Genomic DNA, 16,571 nt, shown 5'->3' with positions numbered 1-16,571 from the left:
CGGGGGTTGTGCGCCGGGTTGTGCGCCGGTTTACGCGCCGCGGAGCCGCTTCAGCCGGGCCACGTCCGCCGCGTGGCCCTCGGTGCCGCCGGGGGTCTCGATGATCAGCGGTACGCCCTCGGTGGCGGGGTGGGTCATCAGCGCGCGGAAGGGTTCCTCGCCGATATGGCCGGCGCCCACGTTCTCGTGGCGGTCCTTGTGTGCGCCCACCACGTCCTTGGAGTCATTGGCGTGGATCAGTTTCAGCCGCCCCTCGCCGACCGTCCCCACCAGCAGATCCAGCGTCCGGTGCATCCCGTCCGGGCCGGTCAGATCGTGCCCGGCGGCGAAGACATGACAGGTGTCGAGACAGACGCCGAGCTTGGGATGGGCGTCCAGGGCCTCGAAGTACGGGCCGAAGTCCCAGGTCAGCGAGCAGAGTGAGGAGCCCTGGCCGGCCGTGGACTCCAGCAGCAGAAACGGGTCGTCGTCCTGGGTCAGCTCTTCCAGCAGGGGCAGCAGATACTGCCGTACCTGCTTCAGCGCCACCGAACGTTCCCGGCCACCGGTCGCGCTGCCGGTGTGCACCACGACCCCGAGCGCGCCGATCTCCCGGCCCCGGCGCAGCGAGTGCCGCAGCGACTCGACGGACCGCTCGACGGTCGCGGGGGTGTGGGAGCCGAAGTTGATCAGATACGGCGCGTGCACATACGCCGGGATCGACTCCGCCGCGCACGCCGCCCGGAACGCCTCGTCCTGCCGGGGATCGCCCACGGGCGTGGCCCAGCCGCGCGGGTTGGCCACGAAGACCTGTACCGTCTCGGCCGCCAGTTCGCGGGCGTAGGCCAGCCCGATCCGGTCGAGTCCACCGGCGACGGGGACGTGGCTGCCGATGGGGTTGCGGGGGCGGCCGGGGGCGAGGGCGGGTGTGGGCGCGTGCGTGGGTGCGGGCTTGTGGGGTGTCGCGCCGGGTTTCGGGGACTGCTTGCTGTTCACCGGGTCAGGGTTTCACGCGGACGTGGGCACCCCGGCGGCCGGTGGGGCCGCCCTGCGGTCGGTGGGTCGGCCCAGGGGTGGTCGGGGCGGCGGGGGAGTGGGATCAGCGGGGGTAGTGGGTCAGCGGGATCACGGGCAGTGGGTCAGAGTGCGGGCAGCGGGTCAGTGGAGCCGGCTGGATCGGTGGGATCAGCGGGTCCGCGGGGTCGGCGGGTCCGCCGAGGTCGGCGAGGTCGATGGGGTGGCTGGGGTTGGCAGGTCGGCAGAGGCAGGCAGGGGCGGTGGGGTGCCTGGGGTCGGCGGGCCTGTCGAGGCTGGCGGGGTGGTAGGGGCAGGTCAGCGGATCGTGAGGGTGATCGTCGTACCCTCGGGGGCCGTGTCGCCGCCGTCCACCGACTGGTCGCTGACCGAGTCGCCGAACAGGCCGAGCAGGCCCCGGTCCTCCTGGACCTGGAAACCGGCGGCCTCCAGGGTCTGCCGGGCGTCGTCCACGTTGTCGCCGACCACGTCCGGGACCTCGATCATCCGGGGACCCTTGGACAGGGTCAGGGTCACCTTGTCGCCCTCGGCGAGCCGGGTGCCCTCGGCCGGTGACTGGCGGGCCACCTGGCCCGCGTCGATCTCGGAGTTGATCCGGTCCATGGCGATCTGCACCGTCAGCCCGGCCTCCTGGAGCCGCTCCCGGGCCGCGTCGATGTCCTCGCCGGTGACGTCCGGGACGTCGATGGGGCGGCCCTTGCTGACGAGCAGGGCGATCGCCGAGCCCGCGCGGCGCTCGGTGCCGCCGCGCGGATCGCTGTCGATGACCGAGCCCTTGGCGATCTCGTCGTCGAACTCCCGGGTGACCATGCCCGGCTCCAGCCCCTCGTCCTTCAGCAGGGCCTGCGCGTCCGCCAGCAGCATGCCCTGCACATCGGGCACGCGCACGGTCTCCGGGCCGTCGGACACGGTCAGCGTGACCGAGTCGTTCTGCCGGATGCGGCTGCCCGGCCCGGGGTCGGTGCTGATCACCGCGCCCCGCTCGACCGTGTCGCTGTAGGCGTGCCGGACCTCGCCCACGTCCAGCCCGGCGTCCGCCAGCCGGTCGCGGGACTCCGCCTCGGTCTGCCCCAGCACCGCCGGGACCTGCGTGAACTGGCCCGAGTTGATGTACCAGACGCCCGCGCCGACCCCGAAGACCAGCAGGACGGCCGTGACCAGGGTCAGCGTCAGCCGCCGTCGGCGGACGGTACGGCGGCGCGGCGGGCCGGGCGGCGCGGCGGCCAGTCGGCTGGTCCGGTGGAACTCCTCCCGCTCGTCCCCGTCGACCGGCAGCGGACGCACGGTCAGCGCGCGCGGGATGACACTCGTCCGGTCCTCGGCGTTGTCGTGCCGCTCGGCCCGCGCCTGCGGCGGCACCGCGTCCAGTTGGGCGTCGGTCAGCGCGCCCCGCGCGTCGCGGGCGCGCGCGAGCAGCGCCACCGCGTCGTGCGGCCGGACACCGGGGTTGCGCGCGGTGGCGGCGGCGGTCAGCTCGTCCAGCTCGTACGCCAGCCCCGGCACCCGGGCCGAGGGCGGCGGAACACTCTCGTGGAGAGCCTTGTAGAGCACCTGCGCCGGGGTCTCCCCGGCGTGCGGCTTGCCCCCGGTGAGCATCTCGAAGAACATCACCCCGCACGCGTACACGTCCACGCGCGCGTCGGCCGTGCCGTGCTCGATCTGCTCGGGCGCGAGATACGACACCGTGCCGAGCACCGCGCCCGTGGTGCCGGTCGCCGCGTCCACGGACCGCACCAGGCCGAAGTCCGCGACCTTCACCCGGCCGTCGTCCCCGATCAGGACGTTCTCCGGCTTCATGTCGCGGTGCACGAAACCCGCGCGGTGGGCGGCGCCCAGCGCGGCCAGCACCGGCTCCAGGATGTCCACTGCGGCCCGCGGCTGGAGCGCCCCGCGCTCGCGCAGCACGTCCCGCAGGGTGCACCCGGCGACGTACTCCATGGCGAGATAGACGTACGACCTGTCCGCGCCCTGGTCGAAGACCTGCACCACATTGGGGTGCGCGAGCCGGGCGACCGACTTGGCCTCACGGATGAACCGGTCGACGAACGAGGCGTCGGCGGCCAGGGTCGGGTGCATCACCTTCAGCGCGAGCACCCGGTCGAGGCGGGTGTCCACGGCCCGGTAGACCGTGGCCATCCCGCCCACCGCGATCCGCGCGTCGACGCGGTACCTGCCGTCGAGCAACTGCCCGATCAGAGGGTCCCGAAGGGTCGTGTCCACGCAGGTGAGTGTACGAGCCGGCACCGACAGCGCCGCCGGTTGCGCCGATCGGGTGACGGCTTGCAGCAGAGCTGTGACCGTGACGGCGCGGGCGCGGAGCGGGCGGCGCGCGGGGCGGCGGCGCTCAGAACGCCGGCCGTTCCGGGTCCAGGTCCGCCCGGCCGGCCGTCGGTGAGGACGCCTGGGCGAAGTGGCGTTTCGGGATGCGGCCCGCGCGGTGGGCGAGCCGGCCCGCCTCCACCGCGTGCCGCATGGCGTCGGCCATCAGCACCGGCTCCTGCGCGCGGGTCACGGCCGAGGCGAGCATCACGCCCGCGCAGCCCAGCTCCATCGCGAGGGCCGCGTCCGAGGCCGTACCGGCGCCCGCGTCCAGGATCACCGGCACGCGCGCGTGCGCGACGATCAGCTCGAAGTTGTGCGGGTTGCGGATGCCGAGGCCGGAGCCGATCGGCGAGCCCAGCGGCATGATCGCCGCGCAGCCCGCGTCCTGGAGCTTGCGCGCCAGTACCGGGTCGTCGTTGGTGTACGGCAGCACCGTGAAGCCGTCGTCCACCAGGGTCTCGGCGGCCTCCAGCAGCTCGATCGGGTCCGGCAGCAGGGTGCGCTCGTCGGCGATGACCTCCAGCTTGATCAGATCCGTGCCGAGCGCCTCACGCGCGAGGCGGGCGGTGAGCACGGCCTCGCCCGCCGTGAAGCAGCCGGCCGTGTTGGGCAGCACCCGGATGCCGAGCTTCTCCAGCACCGACAGCACCGAGCCGTGCACACCCGGGTCGATCCGCCGCATCGCGACGGTCGTCAGCTCCGTACCGGACGCCACCAGCGCGCGTTCCAACACATCGAGGCTGGGCGCCCCGCCCGTGCCCATGATCAGCCGGGAGGTGAAGGACGTACCAGCGAGGACGAACGGGTCGTCGGCCATGGGTCAGCCTCCTTGGACGGCGGTGAGGACTTCCACGCGGTCGCCCTCGGACAGGGTGGTCCGGGGCCACTGCCCGCGCGGGACGACGGTTTCGTTGAGAGCGGCGGCGACCCCCGAGGGTGCCGGGGTGAGGGCGCGCACCAGCGCGTCCAGCGCCGTGCCATGAGCCACCTCGCGGGGCTCGCCGTTGACGGAGATCGTGACAGACAGGCTCATACGGGCTGCTCCGTGAGTGCGCCGGCGGTGAACCGCCGGGGGGTGAACGGACGGGCTTCCTCGGGGAGTTCCCCGGTCACCAGGGCGTGCGCCAGCGCGTCGCCGGTGACCGGGGTGAGCAGCACGCCGTTGCGGTAGTGCCCGGTCGCCAGCAGCAGGCCGGGCAGGCCGGTCGGGCCGAGCAGCGGCGCGTTGTCGGGGGAGCCGGGCCGCAGTCCCGCGCGGGTCTCGGTCAGCGGCAGCTCCGTGATGCCGGGGATCAGCTCATGGGCGTCGCGCAGCAGCTCGTACACGCCGCCCGCGGTCACCGTCGTGTCCCAGCCCAGTTCCTCGCTGGTCGCGCCGACGACGAGTTCGCCGTTCTCGCGCGGCACCAGGTAGACGTGGCTGCCGCGCACCACCGCGCGGACGGTCCGGCTCAGGAAGGGCGCGTACCGCGGGGGCACGGTCAGCCGCAGCACCTGCCCCTTCACCGGCCGCACGGGAGGCCGTACGGCGTCCGGGACGCCCGCCAGCCGCCCGCTGAGGCTCCCGGCGGCCAGCACCACCTGCCCGGCGGCCCGCTCGGTCCCGTCGCGCGTGACCAGGCCCGTGACGCGGTCCCGGGCCACTGCCAGCCGTTCGGCCCAGGTGCGGTGGAAGACCACCCCGGAGCGCTCGCAGGCCGTCACAAGGGCCGCCGCGAGCCGCCTCGGGTCGATCTGATGGTCCCCGTCGACCCGCAGCCCGCCGCGCACCCCGGGGGCCAGCATCGGCTCAAGGCGGCGGCAGTCCCGCCCGGACAGCCACTCCGAGTCCAGGCCGGACCGCTGTTGCAGGGCGTGCAGTTCCCGCAGATGCGCGCGGTCGTCGGTGTCCAGGGCGACGGCCAGCGTGCCGCAGCGGCGGTAGCCGAGGTCCTGGCCGGTGAGATCGGTCAGCTCGGCCGCGAACTCCGGATAGCGGCGGGCCGAGGCCAGATTGAGGCCGAGCAGGGTCTGCTCGCCATGGTGCAGCTCGGTGACGGCGGCGAGCATCCCGGCCGCCACCTGGACGGCCCCGCCGCCGGGCGCGGGGTCGACCACGGCCACGGCGAGCCCGCGCTGTGCGGCCCGCCAGGCCGTGACCAGCCCGATGACACCGCCCCCGACGACGAGAACGTCGGCATGGCCCGGAGGTGTGCGCGTGGCAGATGAGTGGGTGACAGCTGTGTGCGTGACGGACGACACGGGCGTTCAGCCCCTCCCTTCGCCGGCATGACCCGGATCAGGTTCGTACGGTCGGAGGCCGCCAGCCTCCCTCTCAGCCCGGTGCGTCCGGGCTCCCGCGAGTGCTTTACGTTGGGCAGCCTAGCCCTTGGATCCACGCCTCTGTAAGGGAGCCCGCCCCGATGCCCCGGTCGCTGGACGGTCTGGTCCTCGCCCCCGTCACCGATCAGGCCCCAGGTCAGGTGGGTACCCGGACCCGGTTCACGTACCACGAGAAGGACGGCGAGATCTGGGCCGCGTACACGGGCGGCGATGTCGTCCGCGGGTTTCTGACCGGCACGCGCGCGGGCGACCGGCTGGACTTCCGGTACGTCCAGCTCAAGGCCGACGGGACGACGTCCGGCGGGCACTGCGTGTCGGTGGTGACCCTGCTGCCGGACGGGCGGGTGCGCCTGCTGGAGACGTGGGAGTGGGAGTCGCAGCCGGGGAGCGGGACGAGCGTGGTCGAGGAAGTGCCGCACGCGGGGTAGGTGAACGGTGTGGGGCAGATGGAGGGCGTGGGGAGAGTGAAGGGTGTGCGGGACGTCACGCGGGCGGACCGGCTGACTGACGCATTGTCAGGTGCGTAAGGTGATCGGGTGAGCGTGGACAGAGAGCAGACGGCGGCGCCGGGGCCGCGGCACGTGGTCGTGGTGGGCGCCGGGATGGCCGGGGTGCAGACCGCGGTGGCCCTGCGCGAGCAGGGATTCACCGGCACCGTGACGCTGATCGGCGCGGAACCCCACCAGCCCTACGACCGTCCCCCGCTGTCCAAGGCCGTGCTCCTCGGCAAGGCCGAGGACTCCGCCTTCGAGGTCGACTTCGAGTCCCTCGGCATCGAGCTGCACCTCGGCCGCGAGGCCACCGGCGTCCGCCCCGCCGAGCACGAACTGGACACCGAGGCCGGGCCCGTCCCGTACGACGTCCTGGTGCTGGCCACCGGCGCCGAACCGATCCGGCTGCCCGGCGCGGAGGGCGTGCCCGGGGTGCATCTGCTGCGCACCCTGGACGACGCCGCCCGGCTGCGGCCGGTGCTCGCCCGCCAGCACGACATCGTGGTGGTCGGCGCGGGCTGGATCGGCGCCGAGTTCGCCACCGCCGCGCGCGAGGCGGGCTGCGCGGTCACCGTCGTGGAGGCCGCCGACCGGCCGCTCGCCGGGGCGCTGCCCGCCGAGGTGGCCGCGCCGATGACCGGCTGGTACGCCGACAGCGGCGCCGTCCTGCGCACGCACGCGCGCGTGGAGCGCGTCGAGCCCGGCGCGGTCCTCCTGGACGACGGCACGCGCGTACCCGCCGGGGCGGTCGTCGTCGGCATCGGCGCCCGCCCCGCCACGGCCTGGCTGACCGGCTCCGGGATCGCCCGGGGCGCCCAGGGCGAGGTCGTCGCCGACGACCGGCTGCGCGCGTCCGCGCCCGACGTCTACGCGGTCGGCGACTGCGCTTCCTTCCCGTCCGCGCGCTACGGCGAGCGGCTGCTGATCCACCACTGGGACAACGCCCTCCAGGGGCCGCGCATGGTCGCCGCGAACATCGTCGACGGCGAGCGGTCCGACGCCGTCTACGACCCGGTGCCGTACTTCTGGTCCGAGCAGTTCGGCCGCTTCGTGCAGTACGCCGGGCATCACGCCGCCGCCGACAGCACCGTGTGGCGCGGCGACCCGGCGGGCCCGGCGTGGTCCGTCTGCTGGCTGCGCGAGGGCCGGCTGGTCGCCCTGCTGGCGGTGGGCCGCCCGAGGGATCTGGCCCAGGGACGGCGGCTGATCGAGGCGGGGACGGTGATGGACCCACAACTGCTGCCCGACCCGACGCAGCCGCTGAAATCGGCGACGCTGGCGGGCTGAGGCGGGCTGAGGCGGGTCAGTTCAGGCCGGAATGGGTTGAATTGGGTTGAAATGGGTGGCGCGCGCCGGTCCGTGTGTCGCGCGAGGGACGCCCGTCGGTGGCCTGACGGTGGCGTCCGGGCGACGCCGGAGCGACCTTTGGGCCGACGGGCGGACGCGCCTCGGCTACCGGCTGTCAGTCCCAGATGGCAGTCTTGGTGACGTGACCGAGATTGACGCAAAGATCGATGCTCTCGTCCCTGGCTGGCTGACCCTCCCCGACATCGCCGAACAGTTCGGCGTCGAGGTGACCCGCGTGCGGCAGCTGGTCAAGGACGGCCAGCTGATCGCCGTACGCCGTGGTGAGAACCGCGCGCTGCACGTCCCCGCCGCTTTCCTCGACGGGGACAAGGTGGTCAAGGGCCTGTCCGGCACCTTGACACTGCTGCGGGACGACGGCTTCACGGTCGAAGAGATGCTGGAGTGGCTGTTCACCCCCGACCCGACCCTGCCCGGCACCCCCGCCCAGGCACTGAGCGAGAATCGTGGTACGGAGGTGAAGCGGCGCGCCCAGGCGCTCGCCGTCTGATCCGGACGAGCACGCCGAGCTGACCATATGTCCGGCGTACGGGCCGCGGTCCCGTGCGGCCACGGCCGCGCGGGCGCACGGACCGTGCAGGTCACGGTCCGTGACCGCCGATGCGGCCCACAGTGGCCGCCGGCCGACGGCCCGTACGCCACGAGTACGAACGGCGCCCGCCCGGTGCGGGCGCCGCCCATCGACTTCCCGGGGGACCCTTCATGGCCGACAGCGCACACGAGCGGCTCGCCGACGCCCGGCTGTATCTGTGCACGGACGCGCGCAAGCGGCAGGGCGATCTGCCGGAGTTCCTGGACGCCGCGCTGGCCGGCGGCGTCGACATCGTGCAGTTGCGTGACAAGGGCATGGAGGCCGCGGAGGAGCTGGAGCACCTCGCGGTGTTCGCCGAGGCCTGCGCGCGGCACGGCAGACTGCTCGCCGTCAACGACCGCGCGGACGTCGCCCACGCCGCCGGGGCGGACGTCCTGCACCTGGGACAGGGCGACCTCCCGGTGCCCGCCGCGCGCGCGATCCTCGGCGCCGATGTCCTGATAGGCCGCTCCACCCACGCCGGACCCGAAGCCGCGGCGGCGGCCGTCCAGGACGGCGTGGACTATTTCTGCACCGGCCCCTGCTGGCCCACCCCCACCAAACCGGGGCGCCATGCCCCCGGCCTCGACCTGGTGCGCGCCACGGCCGAGCTGGGCACGGACCGTCCGTGGTTCGCCATCGGCGGCATCGACCTGGGCAATCTGGACGAGGTGCTGGCGGCGGGCGCCCGCCGGGCCGTGGTGGTCCGGGCGATCACCCAGGCGGACGACCCGGGAGCGGCGGCGGCGGAGTTCGCCCGGCGGCTGCGGCAGGTCTGACGCGGGCCCGACGGTGGTCCGATGAAGCGACCTGGCGGAGTCTGACGTGGACCTGGCTGAGCCATCGGGTGAAAATTAGCCAAAGGGGGCGCCACTTTCGGTCAGGGCGGGTCCGTAGTGTGTCCAAGGGCTGGACAGCAGCCCGGCAAATCGGGCAAATATCCAGACTCCGGTTGGGTGCCCGGCGGGCCGCCACTAATCTGCGGGTATGGCCCTCGGAACCGCGTCCACCAGGACTGACCGCGCACGCACCGTGCGTGACATGCTCGCCGCCGGCAAGAAGACGTACTCGTTCGAGTTCTACGCGCCGAAGACCGCCAAGGGCGAGCGAAGCCTGTGGAACGCGCTGCGCAGGGTCGAGGCGGTCGCCCCCGACTTCGTCTCCGTGACCTACGGCGCCGGTGGCTCCACCCGGGCCAGCACGGTCAGGGAGACCCAGCAGATCGTCGCCGACACCACGCTCACCCCGGTCGCCCATCTCACCGCCGTCGACCACTCCCTCACCGAGCTGCGCAATGTCATCGGCCAGTTCGCCGACGCCGGCATCCGCAACATGCTCGCGCTGCGCGGCGACCCGCCCGGCGACCCGATGGGCGACTGGATCGCCCACCCGCAGGGCGTCACCTACGCCGCCGAGCTGGTCCAGCTGATCAAGGAATCCGGGGACTTCTGCGTCGGCGTCGCCGCCTTCCCGGAGATGCACCCGCGCTCCCTCGACTGGGACAGCGACGTCGCCCACTTCGTCGACAAGTGCCGCGCGGGCGCGGACTACGCCATCACGCAGATGTTCTTCCAGCCCGAGTCCTACCTCCGGCTGCGCGACCGGGTCACGGCCGCGGGCTGCGCGACGCCGGTGATCCCCGAGGTCATGCCGGTCACCAGCGTCCGGCAACTCGAACGTCTTCCGCAGCTCAGCAATGCTCACCTTCCGTCCACCTTCAAAGACCGGATCCTCACAGCGAAAGACGATCCGGCGGCTGTACGCTCCATTGGCATCGAGTTCGCCACGGAGTTCTGCGCGCGACTGCTGGACGAAGGCGTCCCAGGACTGCACTTCATCACGCTCAACAACTCCACGGCGACGCTGGAAATCTACGAGAACCTGGGCCTGCACCATCCTCCGCGGGTCTAGACCGGTCGCACTCGCGTACGACACACTGCGTAGCGGCCACAGGGAGAGGGGCGTACATGGGCTGGACGGTCCTCTACATCGCGTTCGGCATCGTCGCGTTGTGGCTGCTCGGTGAGGTGCTGTTGCAGTACAAGGCCCGGTTGCGCTGGCGGCTGCTGGCGTTCGGCGGCTTTCTCGGTGTGGTCGTCGGCGTGCTGATCCCCTCGGTCGTGGTGATCGGGCTGGGCGCCGCCGCGTTCGCGGTCGGACAGACCTACGTCACGCTGTCGTTCCGCCGCGGCTTCTCGGCCGGCTGGGCGGTCAACGGCCGCGGCCCGAACGGCAGCAAACGCCGCCGCGGTGAACCCGAGCACCAGGACCCGACCCTGGAGGTCTCCGACCTGGAGGCCGGCGCGTACGGCGACCCGGACCGGCTGCCCGGCGAGGTCCCCGGCGAGGAGCGCGCGGCCCACACTCAGCAGTTCGACGACTTCGAACGCGACGACGTCTTCACCCCCGCCCGCCCCCTCGTCCCCTCGGCCGCCGAGACCACCGCGGTCTACGAGCCCCAGCCGCTGCCCGACGACACCGGCTCCTACGGGGTGTACGCCGACACCGGCGCCCACGCGAGCGCGCAGCAGCACCAGGACCAGTACGCGGCCACCGCCCAGAGCGCGGACCAGGGCTACGGCTACGAGGGCTACACCGGCTACGACCAGCAGCAGTACGGCTACGACGCGGGCGATCAGCAGCCCTACGCGCCCTACTCCGACCCGTACATCGGCCAGGCGTACGGCTCCGGGGCCGGCTACGACGCCCACGGCTACGGACAGCAGTCCTACGACCAGCAGGGCTACGGCCAGGACCAGTACGGCACCGGCTATCCCGACGCCACCCCGCCCGGCGGCGTCTGGGTCCCCCAGCAGCGCAGCACCGACGACCCCTACGGCGGCGAACTCCCGCCGGAGCAGCCGTACCCGTACCAGGGGGACGAGCAGCCGCAGGGCAACAACACCACGTACGACGAGCGCTACCGCTTCTGAACCGGCGGAGCGCCGTCGCCTCTGCCCCGGCGGGTTTCTTGTCGCCGTCGGTCAGAGACTACCGACCACCGGTCACCGGTCACTGTGAACCGCGGAAGTCGGCCCCCTCCACGATCAGGCCCGCCACCAGGGCACCCGACATCCCCGCGTGCGGGAGTCCGCCGCCGGGGTGGGACCAGCCCCCGACGGTGAACAGGCCCGGCAGGGCGGTGGAGTTGGCCGGGTGCAGCCGCCGTCCGTCCGCCGCCGCCAGGGCCGGTGCCGGGACCGCGCCGTCCGCGACGCCGGTCGCCTCGGCGATGTCGGCCGGGGTGCGGACCTCGTGCCACAGCAGCCGGTCGCGCAGCCCGGGTATCGCCCGCTCGGCGACGGAGATCAGCCGCCGGGAGGCGGCCCCGGCGTCCTGCCCGCCGCCCGCCGGAACAGTGGCGGTGAGGGTGATCGCCTCATGCCCGGCATCGGGCGCCGCCGCCGGGTCGTCCGGGCGCAGCACGGTGACGGTGAGCCCCGCGTCCGACGCGGGCGCCGAGCCGAAGACCGACGCCAGCTCCACGTCCCGGTCCTGGGCGTGCACCACCGTGCGATGCGCGGTGCCCTCGGGGCGCCCGCCGCGCAGGGCGAGCAGCACGGTCAGCCTGCTGGGCAGCCCGCGCTGCGGGGTCACGGCCCCGGCCTGAGGACGGGCCGTCCCGGCGATGCGGTCCAGTACTCCGGGAGCGACCCCGGCGACCACGAAGTCCGCCTCGGCCACCGCCCCGTCGGCCAGCTCCACACCCGCCGCGCGGCCGTCCTTGTCCAGCACCCGGATGACCTCGGCGCCGAACCCGAACTCCACCCGGCGGGCCAGGCACCGCTCGTACACGGCACGGGCCAGCTCACGCATGCCCCCGCGCACGTACCACGTGCCGAAGGCGTGCTCCATGTACGGCAGCACGCCCGCGCTCGCGGGGGCCGTGCGCGGATCCAGGCCGTGCGCGAGGGCGTGGCTCTCCAGCAGTGCCGCCAGCCGGGGCTCGCGCAGCTCCCAGGCGCCGACCTCGGCGAGCGTCCCGGCGCGGCGGGTGCGCAGCACACGCTTGTGCGGCACCGAGGGATAGGGCTCACGCTCGGCCAGCACCCGCCAGTCCGGCCACAGCGGCTCCTCCAGGAGCGGTCGCCGGGTGCGGTCCCAGGCCTCCCGCGCGCGGACCAGGAAGTCCCCCCAGCGCCCGCCCGCGCCCGCCCCCAGCGCCTCGTCCAGGGCGGTGACCACGCCCGCGCGCGAGGCGTTCGGCAGCGCGACCGACGTGCCGTCCGCGAACACGTGCCGGGACGACGGATCGACCTGGACCAGCTCGACGCACGCCTCCAGTGCCTCTTTCCCGGTCTTCAGGAACAGATCGCGGTAGACCGCGGGGAGCGGCAGCAGGCCCGGTCCGGTGTCGAAGCGGAAGCCGTCCCGCTCGTACCGGCGCACCGCGCCGCCGTATGTCTCCGCTCGCTCGTACACCGTCACCCGGTGGCCCGCGATGGCCAGCCGCGCGGCAGCCGCCAGCGCGCCCATCCCGGCGCCGATCACCACAATCCGTGCCATGCCAGTGACTGTATCGGCCCCCACTGACAACGCCCCCGCAGGGCCGTTCGGGTGACCCGGACCGCCCCCGTCCCACCCCGGCGGGGGTGCCGGTCCCGCCGGTCCGCCACCAGCAGGACACGGTGCGTTCTGGGGGCGGGTGCGCAGAGCTGAGTATCCGTACCTAGACACGGAGATGAGTAGCCGCGCGGATGGGCCCCGACCTGCGCGAACGGGAGAGTGGAGACACGGAAAGGGGCAAGGCGCCGGTACCGCCGACACGGGGCGGCGGAACGGCGCCGCCCTGGACCGCTCCTTCCGTCGGCCCGGGTCGGCGGGAGCGAGGCACGGGGGAACCCAGGGGGACCGCCCGCGCGGCGGTCCAACGGGGGAGACGGGGGACGGGGGACGGGGGAAACCGGGGGATCGGGGGAGACCAGGGAAACGGGGGATCGGGGGGATTGGGGGGTGGGCTGGGGGGGGGTGGTGGGGGGGGTTTCGCGTGGTGCTGTCCGTCTCGGGGGGCGTGTGGTGGTGTGGGGTTTCGGGGGAACGCGAGGAAGCGTCGGTTCGGTGGTGGTCCGTGGGGGACGTGGCCATCTCGGACCGGCGCTTCCTCGCGTTCCCCCGATCCCGGCCGCCACGCGCGCGTGCCTCCCCGGGGTGTGTCAGGGGCGCCCGCTCACCCGGCCCTGGAGCAGCCGGGACAGCGCCGCGTGGACGTCGTCGAGGGAACGTTCCGGCTGGAAGGCCTGCCAGTCCAGGGCGGCCACCAGGACCATGCCGACCAGCGCGGCGGAGGTCAGCGGGATGTCGATCTCGTCGTCGCCGAACTCACCGCTGTCCACCCCGCCGCGCAGCACGTCCTCGACCACGGCCACGGCCTGCTCGCGCACTTCCAGGAGGGTGGACTGCCAGGCCCGGTTGGTGCGCCACAGCTCGGCCACGTACAGCTGGGTGAAGGCGGGGTACTCGGCGACGAACGCGAGGCCCGCGCGGATCATCCCGTCCAGGGCGTCCACCTGGGAGCCGCCCTCGCGCGCGTTGCGCTGCGCGGCCTCCCTGAGGGACGTGGTGAGCAGGCCCACGCCGTGCCGCAGCAGCTCCTCGAAGAGGACGGACTTGCTCGCGAAGTTGTAGTAGACCGTCCCCTTGGCGACCCCGGCCCGCTCGGCGATCTCGTCGACCGTGGTGGCCGAGAAGCCCTGCTCGGCGATGAGCGTGACGGCCGCGTCGTAGAGCTTCTGCCGGGTCGTCTCACGACGTGACGCCGCCCCCGATGTGGCGCTCCTGCTTTCCATGCCACCGATTCTCACAGCACCCGGCCCCGGGGGACGCGGGAGGCGGAGGCACGGGCTCAGCTCCGGAGTGCCGCCCCGGACAGGGGCGAGCAGCAGACCCGTACGACCCGTGTCGATCTTGCGATCGAGGTAAAAGCCCAGGTCAGAACGGATTGTCAGTGGCATACCTCACGATGGGACACATACGGCCACAGAGCCGTCACACAGACGACAGGAGGTTCGTCATGGCCCACTCGTCCGCAGCCGCCGCCCGTCGGCGACGCGCCGCCGGTCCTGCCCCCTCACTGACCGACCCGGCGGGCGACGTGCACCCCGTACTGCGCCGGGCCACGGCCCCGCCCGCCGCCCTCGACCTGCTCGCCCAGGCCCGTGCCGGACTCGACGAGGCCGCCGTCCTGGAGACCCCCAACGAGCGGTACGCCACCGCTCACCTCGCCGCCCTGCGCACCGCCGCCGCCGTGCTGGCCGCGCGGGGCCGCCCGGAGCCTGTCTCGGGGCGCCGGGCCCGTATCCGCAGCGCCTGGGAGGTGCTGCCCGAGATAGCGCCCGAGCTGACCGAGTGGAGCGCGCTCTTCGCCTCCGGCGCCCGGCGCCGTGCCCGCGCCGAGGCGGGCATCCAGGGCGCGGCCGGCCGCCGGGACGCCGACGACCTGATACGTGACGTGGCGATGTTCGTCCGCCTCGTCGAGCGCATGCTGGTGCTCCAGCCGGTCCTCCCGTCCCCCCGCCCGGACGCGGACGGGACGCTGGAGAAGACCGAGATACCGGACGCCGGATGACTCGACCGCGACTTCCGGCGGCGGTTCTAGCGGCGCAGCCCGGCACCCACCCCAGGCGTCGGCCCCGGCACCCACCCGCCCCTCCCCGGCCGGGACACCCGCCCACCGCCGCTCCGACCGGCATCCGCCCCCTGCCTCCGCCTCCTACCCGCCCCTGCCTCCCACCGCTCCGCCTTCCACCCCACTGCGACCCCCACCCCCCTCACCCAGGGCGACGTATTCCGGAGGTTCGGTCCGGCACCGTGATGGTCTGGTGTGCTGGTGCAGGCAATAGGGTGGGTGGCGCCTGAAAGGCCCTCCGCCCGGGAAGCCGTGGCCCGGAGGACAGCCCGTTCGCTCCGCCCTTGACACCGGCGGTGCCGCGCCGAGGAGTCAACTGCCGTGTCGGACCCGACTCGACCCCGCGCCTCCCTCCGTACCGCCGTGGTCTGGGAGGTCCTCCAGGACGCCCTGGACCGCCGGGTCAAGGCCACCGGCCGGGACGCGCTGGACGTCCTGGACACGGGAGGCGGCAGCGGCAACTTCGCGGTGCCCCTCGCCCGCCTGGGCCACCGGGTCACCGTCGTCGACCCCAGTCCCAACGCGCTGTTCGCGCTGGAGCGCCGCGCCGCCGAGGCCGGGGTCGCCGAACGGGTGCGCGGTGTGCAGGGCGACGCCCACGGTCTGTTCGACGTGGTCGAGCGGGGCGGCTACGACGCGGTGCTGTGCCACGGCGTGCTGGAGTACGTCGACGACCCCGCCGAGGGCGTGCGCAACGCCGTCGCGGCGCTGCGTTCCGAGGGCGTGCTCAGCCTGCTCGCCGCCGGGCTCGGCGGCGCCGTGCTGGCCCGTGCGCTCGCCGGGCACTTCACCGAGGCCAGGCAGGCGCTGACCGACCCGGACGGCCGCTGGGGTGCCGGTGACCCCATGCCGCGCCGCTTCACCGCCGAGCAGCTGGCCGCGCTGGTCGAGGGCGCCGGGCTGCGGGTCGGCGCCGTGCACGGCGTACGGGTCTTCGCGGACCTGGTGCCCGGAGTACTGGTGGACACCGAGCCGGGGGCGGTGGACGCACTGCTCAAGCTGGAGGCCGCGGCGGCCGAGCTGCCGGCGTTCCACGCGGTGGCCACGCAGCTTCATGTGCTCGGCGAGACCCAAGGGACCTGAGCGGCCTGGGGCCACTGCCGTGACGCGTCGCTGATCAGGGCTTGAGCGTCGATGGAGTACGCCACAGGCCCCCCGATCGGGCGCTTGTCGCCGTATGATCGAGGGAGACCGCTCCGGCATGACGGGTCGGCCGCCGGGGAATGGAAGCCTCAGCGGGCCGGGACGCGCATGGCGGGATCCGGTTGGCCAATTGGCGCAGAGGGGCGGGTTTCACGGGGGCGATTCCCTGCCTATCCTGAAGGGACCCCCCGGGTCGCCCCGGCGACTGCACGATGAGGAGGATTCCGTGCCGCTCTCGGAGCACGAGCAGCGCATGCTCGAGCAGATGGAGCGAGCGCTGTACGCCGAAGATCCCAAGTTCGCGACAGCGCTTGAGGGAAGCGGGCTGCGCACGTATACCCGACGACGGGTCTACCAGGCGGTCGCCGGCTTCCTCGTAGGTATCGCGCTCCTCATGGCCGGAATGGTCGCCAAGCAGGTATGGCTCAGCGTGGTGGGATTCCTCGTCATGCTGGGGTGCGCGGTACTCGCGGTGACCGGTTGGCGCAAGGCCCCCAGACCAGGTGAGCAGGCCGCCGCCGGCCCCCAGGCCCGCCGTCAGGGGCGCCAAAAGCGTTCCGTGATGGACCGAATCGAACAACGTTGGCAGCGCCGCCGGGACGAACAGCAGGGCGGCCAGTGATCCGCATGATCACCTCGATGTGAGCTTCGCGGGGGGGGGGGGGGGGGGGGCCGCGGCGGGGGCGGCCCCCCCGCAGGCGCCACAGCCCAGCCCCCC

General features: G+C 73.5%; 16 protein-coding genes and 1 riboswitch. Of the genes, 9 read left to right on the top strand and 7 right to left on the bottom strand.

Translation table 11 applies throughout. The features are described 5' to 3' along the window. Window positions 1-30 precede the first annotated feature (30 nt). The 5 genes from ACFXAZ_RS29580 to thiO form a co-directional block, all read right to left on the bottom strand. Window positions 31-975, bottom strand: coding sequence for a deoxyribonuclease IV (locus tag ACFXAZ_RS29580; RefSeq protein ID WP_384597388.1), 945 nt, complete (start codon window positions 973-975; stop codon window positions 31-33). A 336-nt stretch (window positions 976-1,311) separates the two neighbouring features. Continuing rightward, a complete protein-coding gene (gene pknB / locus ACFXAZ_RS29575; RefSeq protein WP_384597386.1) occupies window positions 1,312-3,234 on the bottom strand; it encodes a Stk1 family PASTA domain-containing Ser/Thr kinase in 1,923 nt (640 codons plus the stop codon). 124 nt (window positions 3,235-3,358) lie between these two features. Next, window positions 3,359-4,153: a thiazole synthase gene (locus tag ACFXAZ_RS29570; RefSeq protein WP_382692092.1), complete on the bottom strand. Its 795-nt coding sequence runs from the start codon at window positions 4,151-4,153 to the stop codon at window positions 3,359-3,361. A gap of 3 nt (window positions 4,154-4,156) precedes the next feature. Beyond that, the gene (thiS, locus tag ACFXAZ_RS29565; protein ID WP_384597384.1) at window positions 4,157-4,369 is read right to left on the bottom strand and encodes a sulfur carrier protein ThiS; all 213 of its coding nucleotides are present in this window, start codon (window positions 4,367-4,369) and stop codon (window positions 4,157-4,159) included. Further along, a complete protein-coding gene (thiO, locus tag ACFXAZ_RS29560) occupies window positions 4,366-5,577 on the bottom strand; it encodes a glycine oxidase ThiO (protein ID WP_384597382.1) in 1,212 nt (403 codons plus the stop codon). The genes thiS and thiO overlap by 4 nt, the downstream gene beginning before the upstream one ends. Next, window positions 5,575-5,686: riboswitch (TPP riboswitch) on the bottom strand. Its footprint overlaps the gene before it by 3 nt. A 52-nt stretch (window positions 5,687-5,738) precedes the next feature. Here thiO and ACFXAZ_RS29555 point away from each other — a divergent pair. The 6 genes from ACFXAZ_RS29555 to ACFXAZ_RS29530 all read left to right on the top strand — a co-directional run bounded on the left by ACFXAZ_RS29555 (window position 5,739) and on the right by ACFXAZ_RS29530 (window position 11,018). Beyond that, window positions 5,739-6,086, top strand: coding sequence for a hypothetical protein (locus ACFXAZ_RS29555; protein ID WP_384597380.1), 348 nt, complete (start codon window positions 5,739-5,741; stop codon window positions 6,084-6,086). 174 nt (window positions 6,087-6,260) lie between these two features. After that, entirely contained in the window at window positions 6,261-7,436 is a 1,176-nt protein-coding gene (locus tag ACFXAZ_RS29550) for an NAD(P)/FAD-dependent oxidoreductase (protein WP_384597425.1), read from the top strand. 202 nt (window positions 7,437-7,638) lie between these two features. After that, window positions 7,639-8,004, top strand: a complete 366-nt coding sequence (locus ACFXAZ_RS29545) for an Rv2175c family DNA-binding protein (RefSeq protein WP_384597378.1) — start codon at window positions 7,639-7,641, stop codon at window positions 8,002-8,004. A 212-nt stretch (window positions 8,005-8,216) separates the two neighbouring features. Then, on the top strand, window positions 8,217-8,864 hold the full coding sequence (gene thiE, locus ACFXAZ_RS29540; RefSeq protein WP_384597376.1) for a thiamine phosphate synthase: 648 nt from the start codon (window positions 8,217-8,219) through the stop codon (window positions 8,862-8,864). 208 nt (window positions 8,865-9,072) lie between these two features. Beyond that, the gene (gene metF, locus ACFXAZ_RS29535) at window positions 9,073-9,996 is read left to right on the top strand and encodes a methylenetetrahydrofolate reductase [NAD(P)H] (RefSeq protein ID WP_384597374.1); all 924 of its coding nucleotides are present in this window, start codon (window positions 9,073-9,075) and stop codon (window positions 9,994-9,996) included. A gap of 56 nt (window positions 9,997-10,052) precedes the next feature. Continuing rightward, window positions 10,053-11,018 (top strand): hypothetical protein, encoded by a 966-nt coding sequence (locus tag ACFXAZ_RS29530; protein WP_384597372.1) that lies wholly within the window; start codon window positions 10,053-10,055, stop codon window positions 11,016-11,018. A 79-nt stretch (window positions 11,019-11,097) separates the two neighbouring features. Here the strand turns inward: ACFXAZ_RS29530 and ACFXAZ_RS29525 are convergent, their stop codons facing one another. Together ACFXAZ_RS29525 and ACFXAZ_RS29520 are read right to left on the bottom strand one after the other, a co-directional pair. Next, entirely contained in the window at window positions 11,098-12,591 is a 1,494-nt protein-coding gene (locus ACFXAZ_RS29525) for a phytoene desaturase family protein (RefSeq protein WP_384597370.1), read from the bottom strand. Between the two features lie 647 nt (window positions 12,592-13,238). Beyond that, the gene (locus tag ACFXAZ_RS29520; protein WP_384597368.1) at window positions 13,239-13,871 is read right to left on the bottom strand and encodes a TetR/AcrR family transcriptional regulator; all 633 of its coding nucleotides are present in this window, start codon (window positions 13,869-13,871) and stop codon (window positions 13,239-13,241) included. A gap of 224 nt (window positions 13,872-14,095) precedes the next feature. Between ACFXAZ_RS29520 and ACFXAZ_RS29515 the strand changes: the two genes are divergently transcribed. The 3 genes from ACFXAZ_RS29515 (at window position 14,096) to ACFXAZ_RS29505 (ending at window position 16,475) form a co-directional block, all read left to right on the top strand. Next, the gene (locus ACFXAZ_RS29515; protein WP_384597366.1) at window positions 14,096-14,650 is read left to right on the top strand and encodes an SAV_6107 family HEPN domain-containing protein; all 555 of its coding nucleotides are present in this window, start codon (window positions 14,096-14,098) and stop codon (window positions 14,648-14,650) included. Window positions 14,651-15,031: 381 nt separating this feature from the next. Continuing rightward, window positions 15,032-15,793: a methyltransferase gene (locus tag ACFXAZ_RS29510; protein WP_384597364.1), complete on the top strand. Its 762-nt coding sequence runs from the start codon at window positions 15,032-15,034 to the stop codon at window positions 15,791-15,793. A gap of 286 nt (window positions 15,794-16,079) precedes the next feature. Further along, complete coding sequence (locus ACFXAZ_RS29505; RefSeq protein WP_384597362.1) at window positions 16,080-16,475, top strand: DUF3040 domain-containing protein; 396 nt, start codon at window positions 16,080-16,082, stop codon at window positions 16,473-16,475. The last annotated feature ends 96 nt before the right edge of the window (window positions 16,476-16,571 follow it).

The organism is Streptomyces sp. NPDC059477 (assembly GCF_042749375.1).
Lineage (GTDB): Bacteria > Actinomycetota > Actinomycetes > Streptomycetales > Streptomycetaceae > Streptomyces.
Note: the sequence above shows the minus strand (reverse complement) of the source record. Positions and strands in the feature narration are given on the sequence as shown.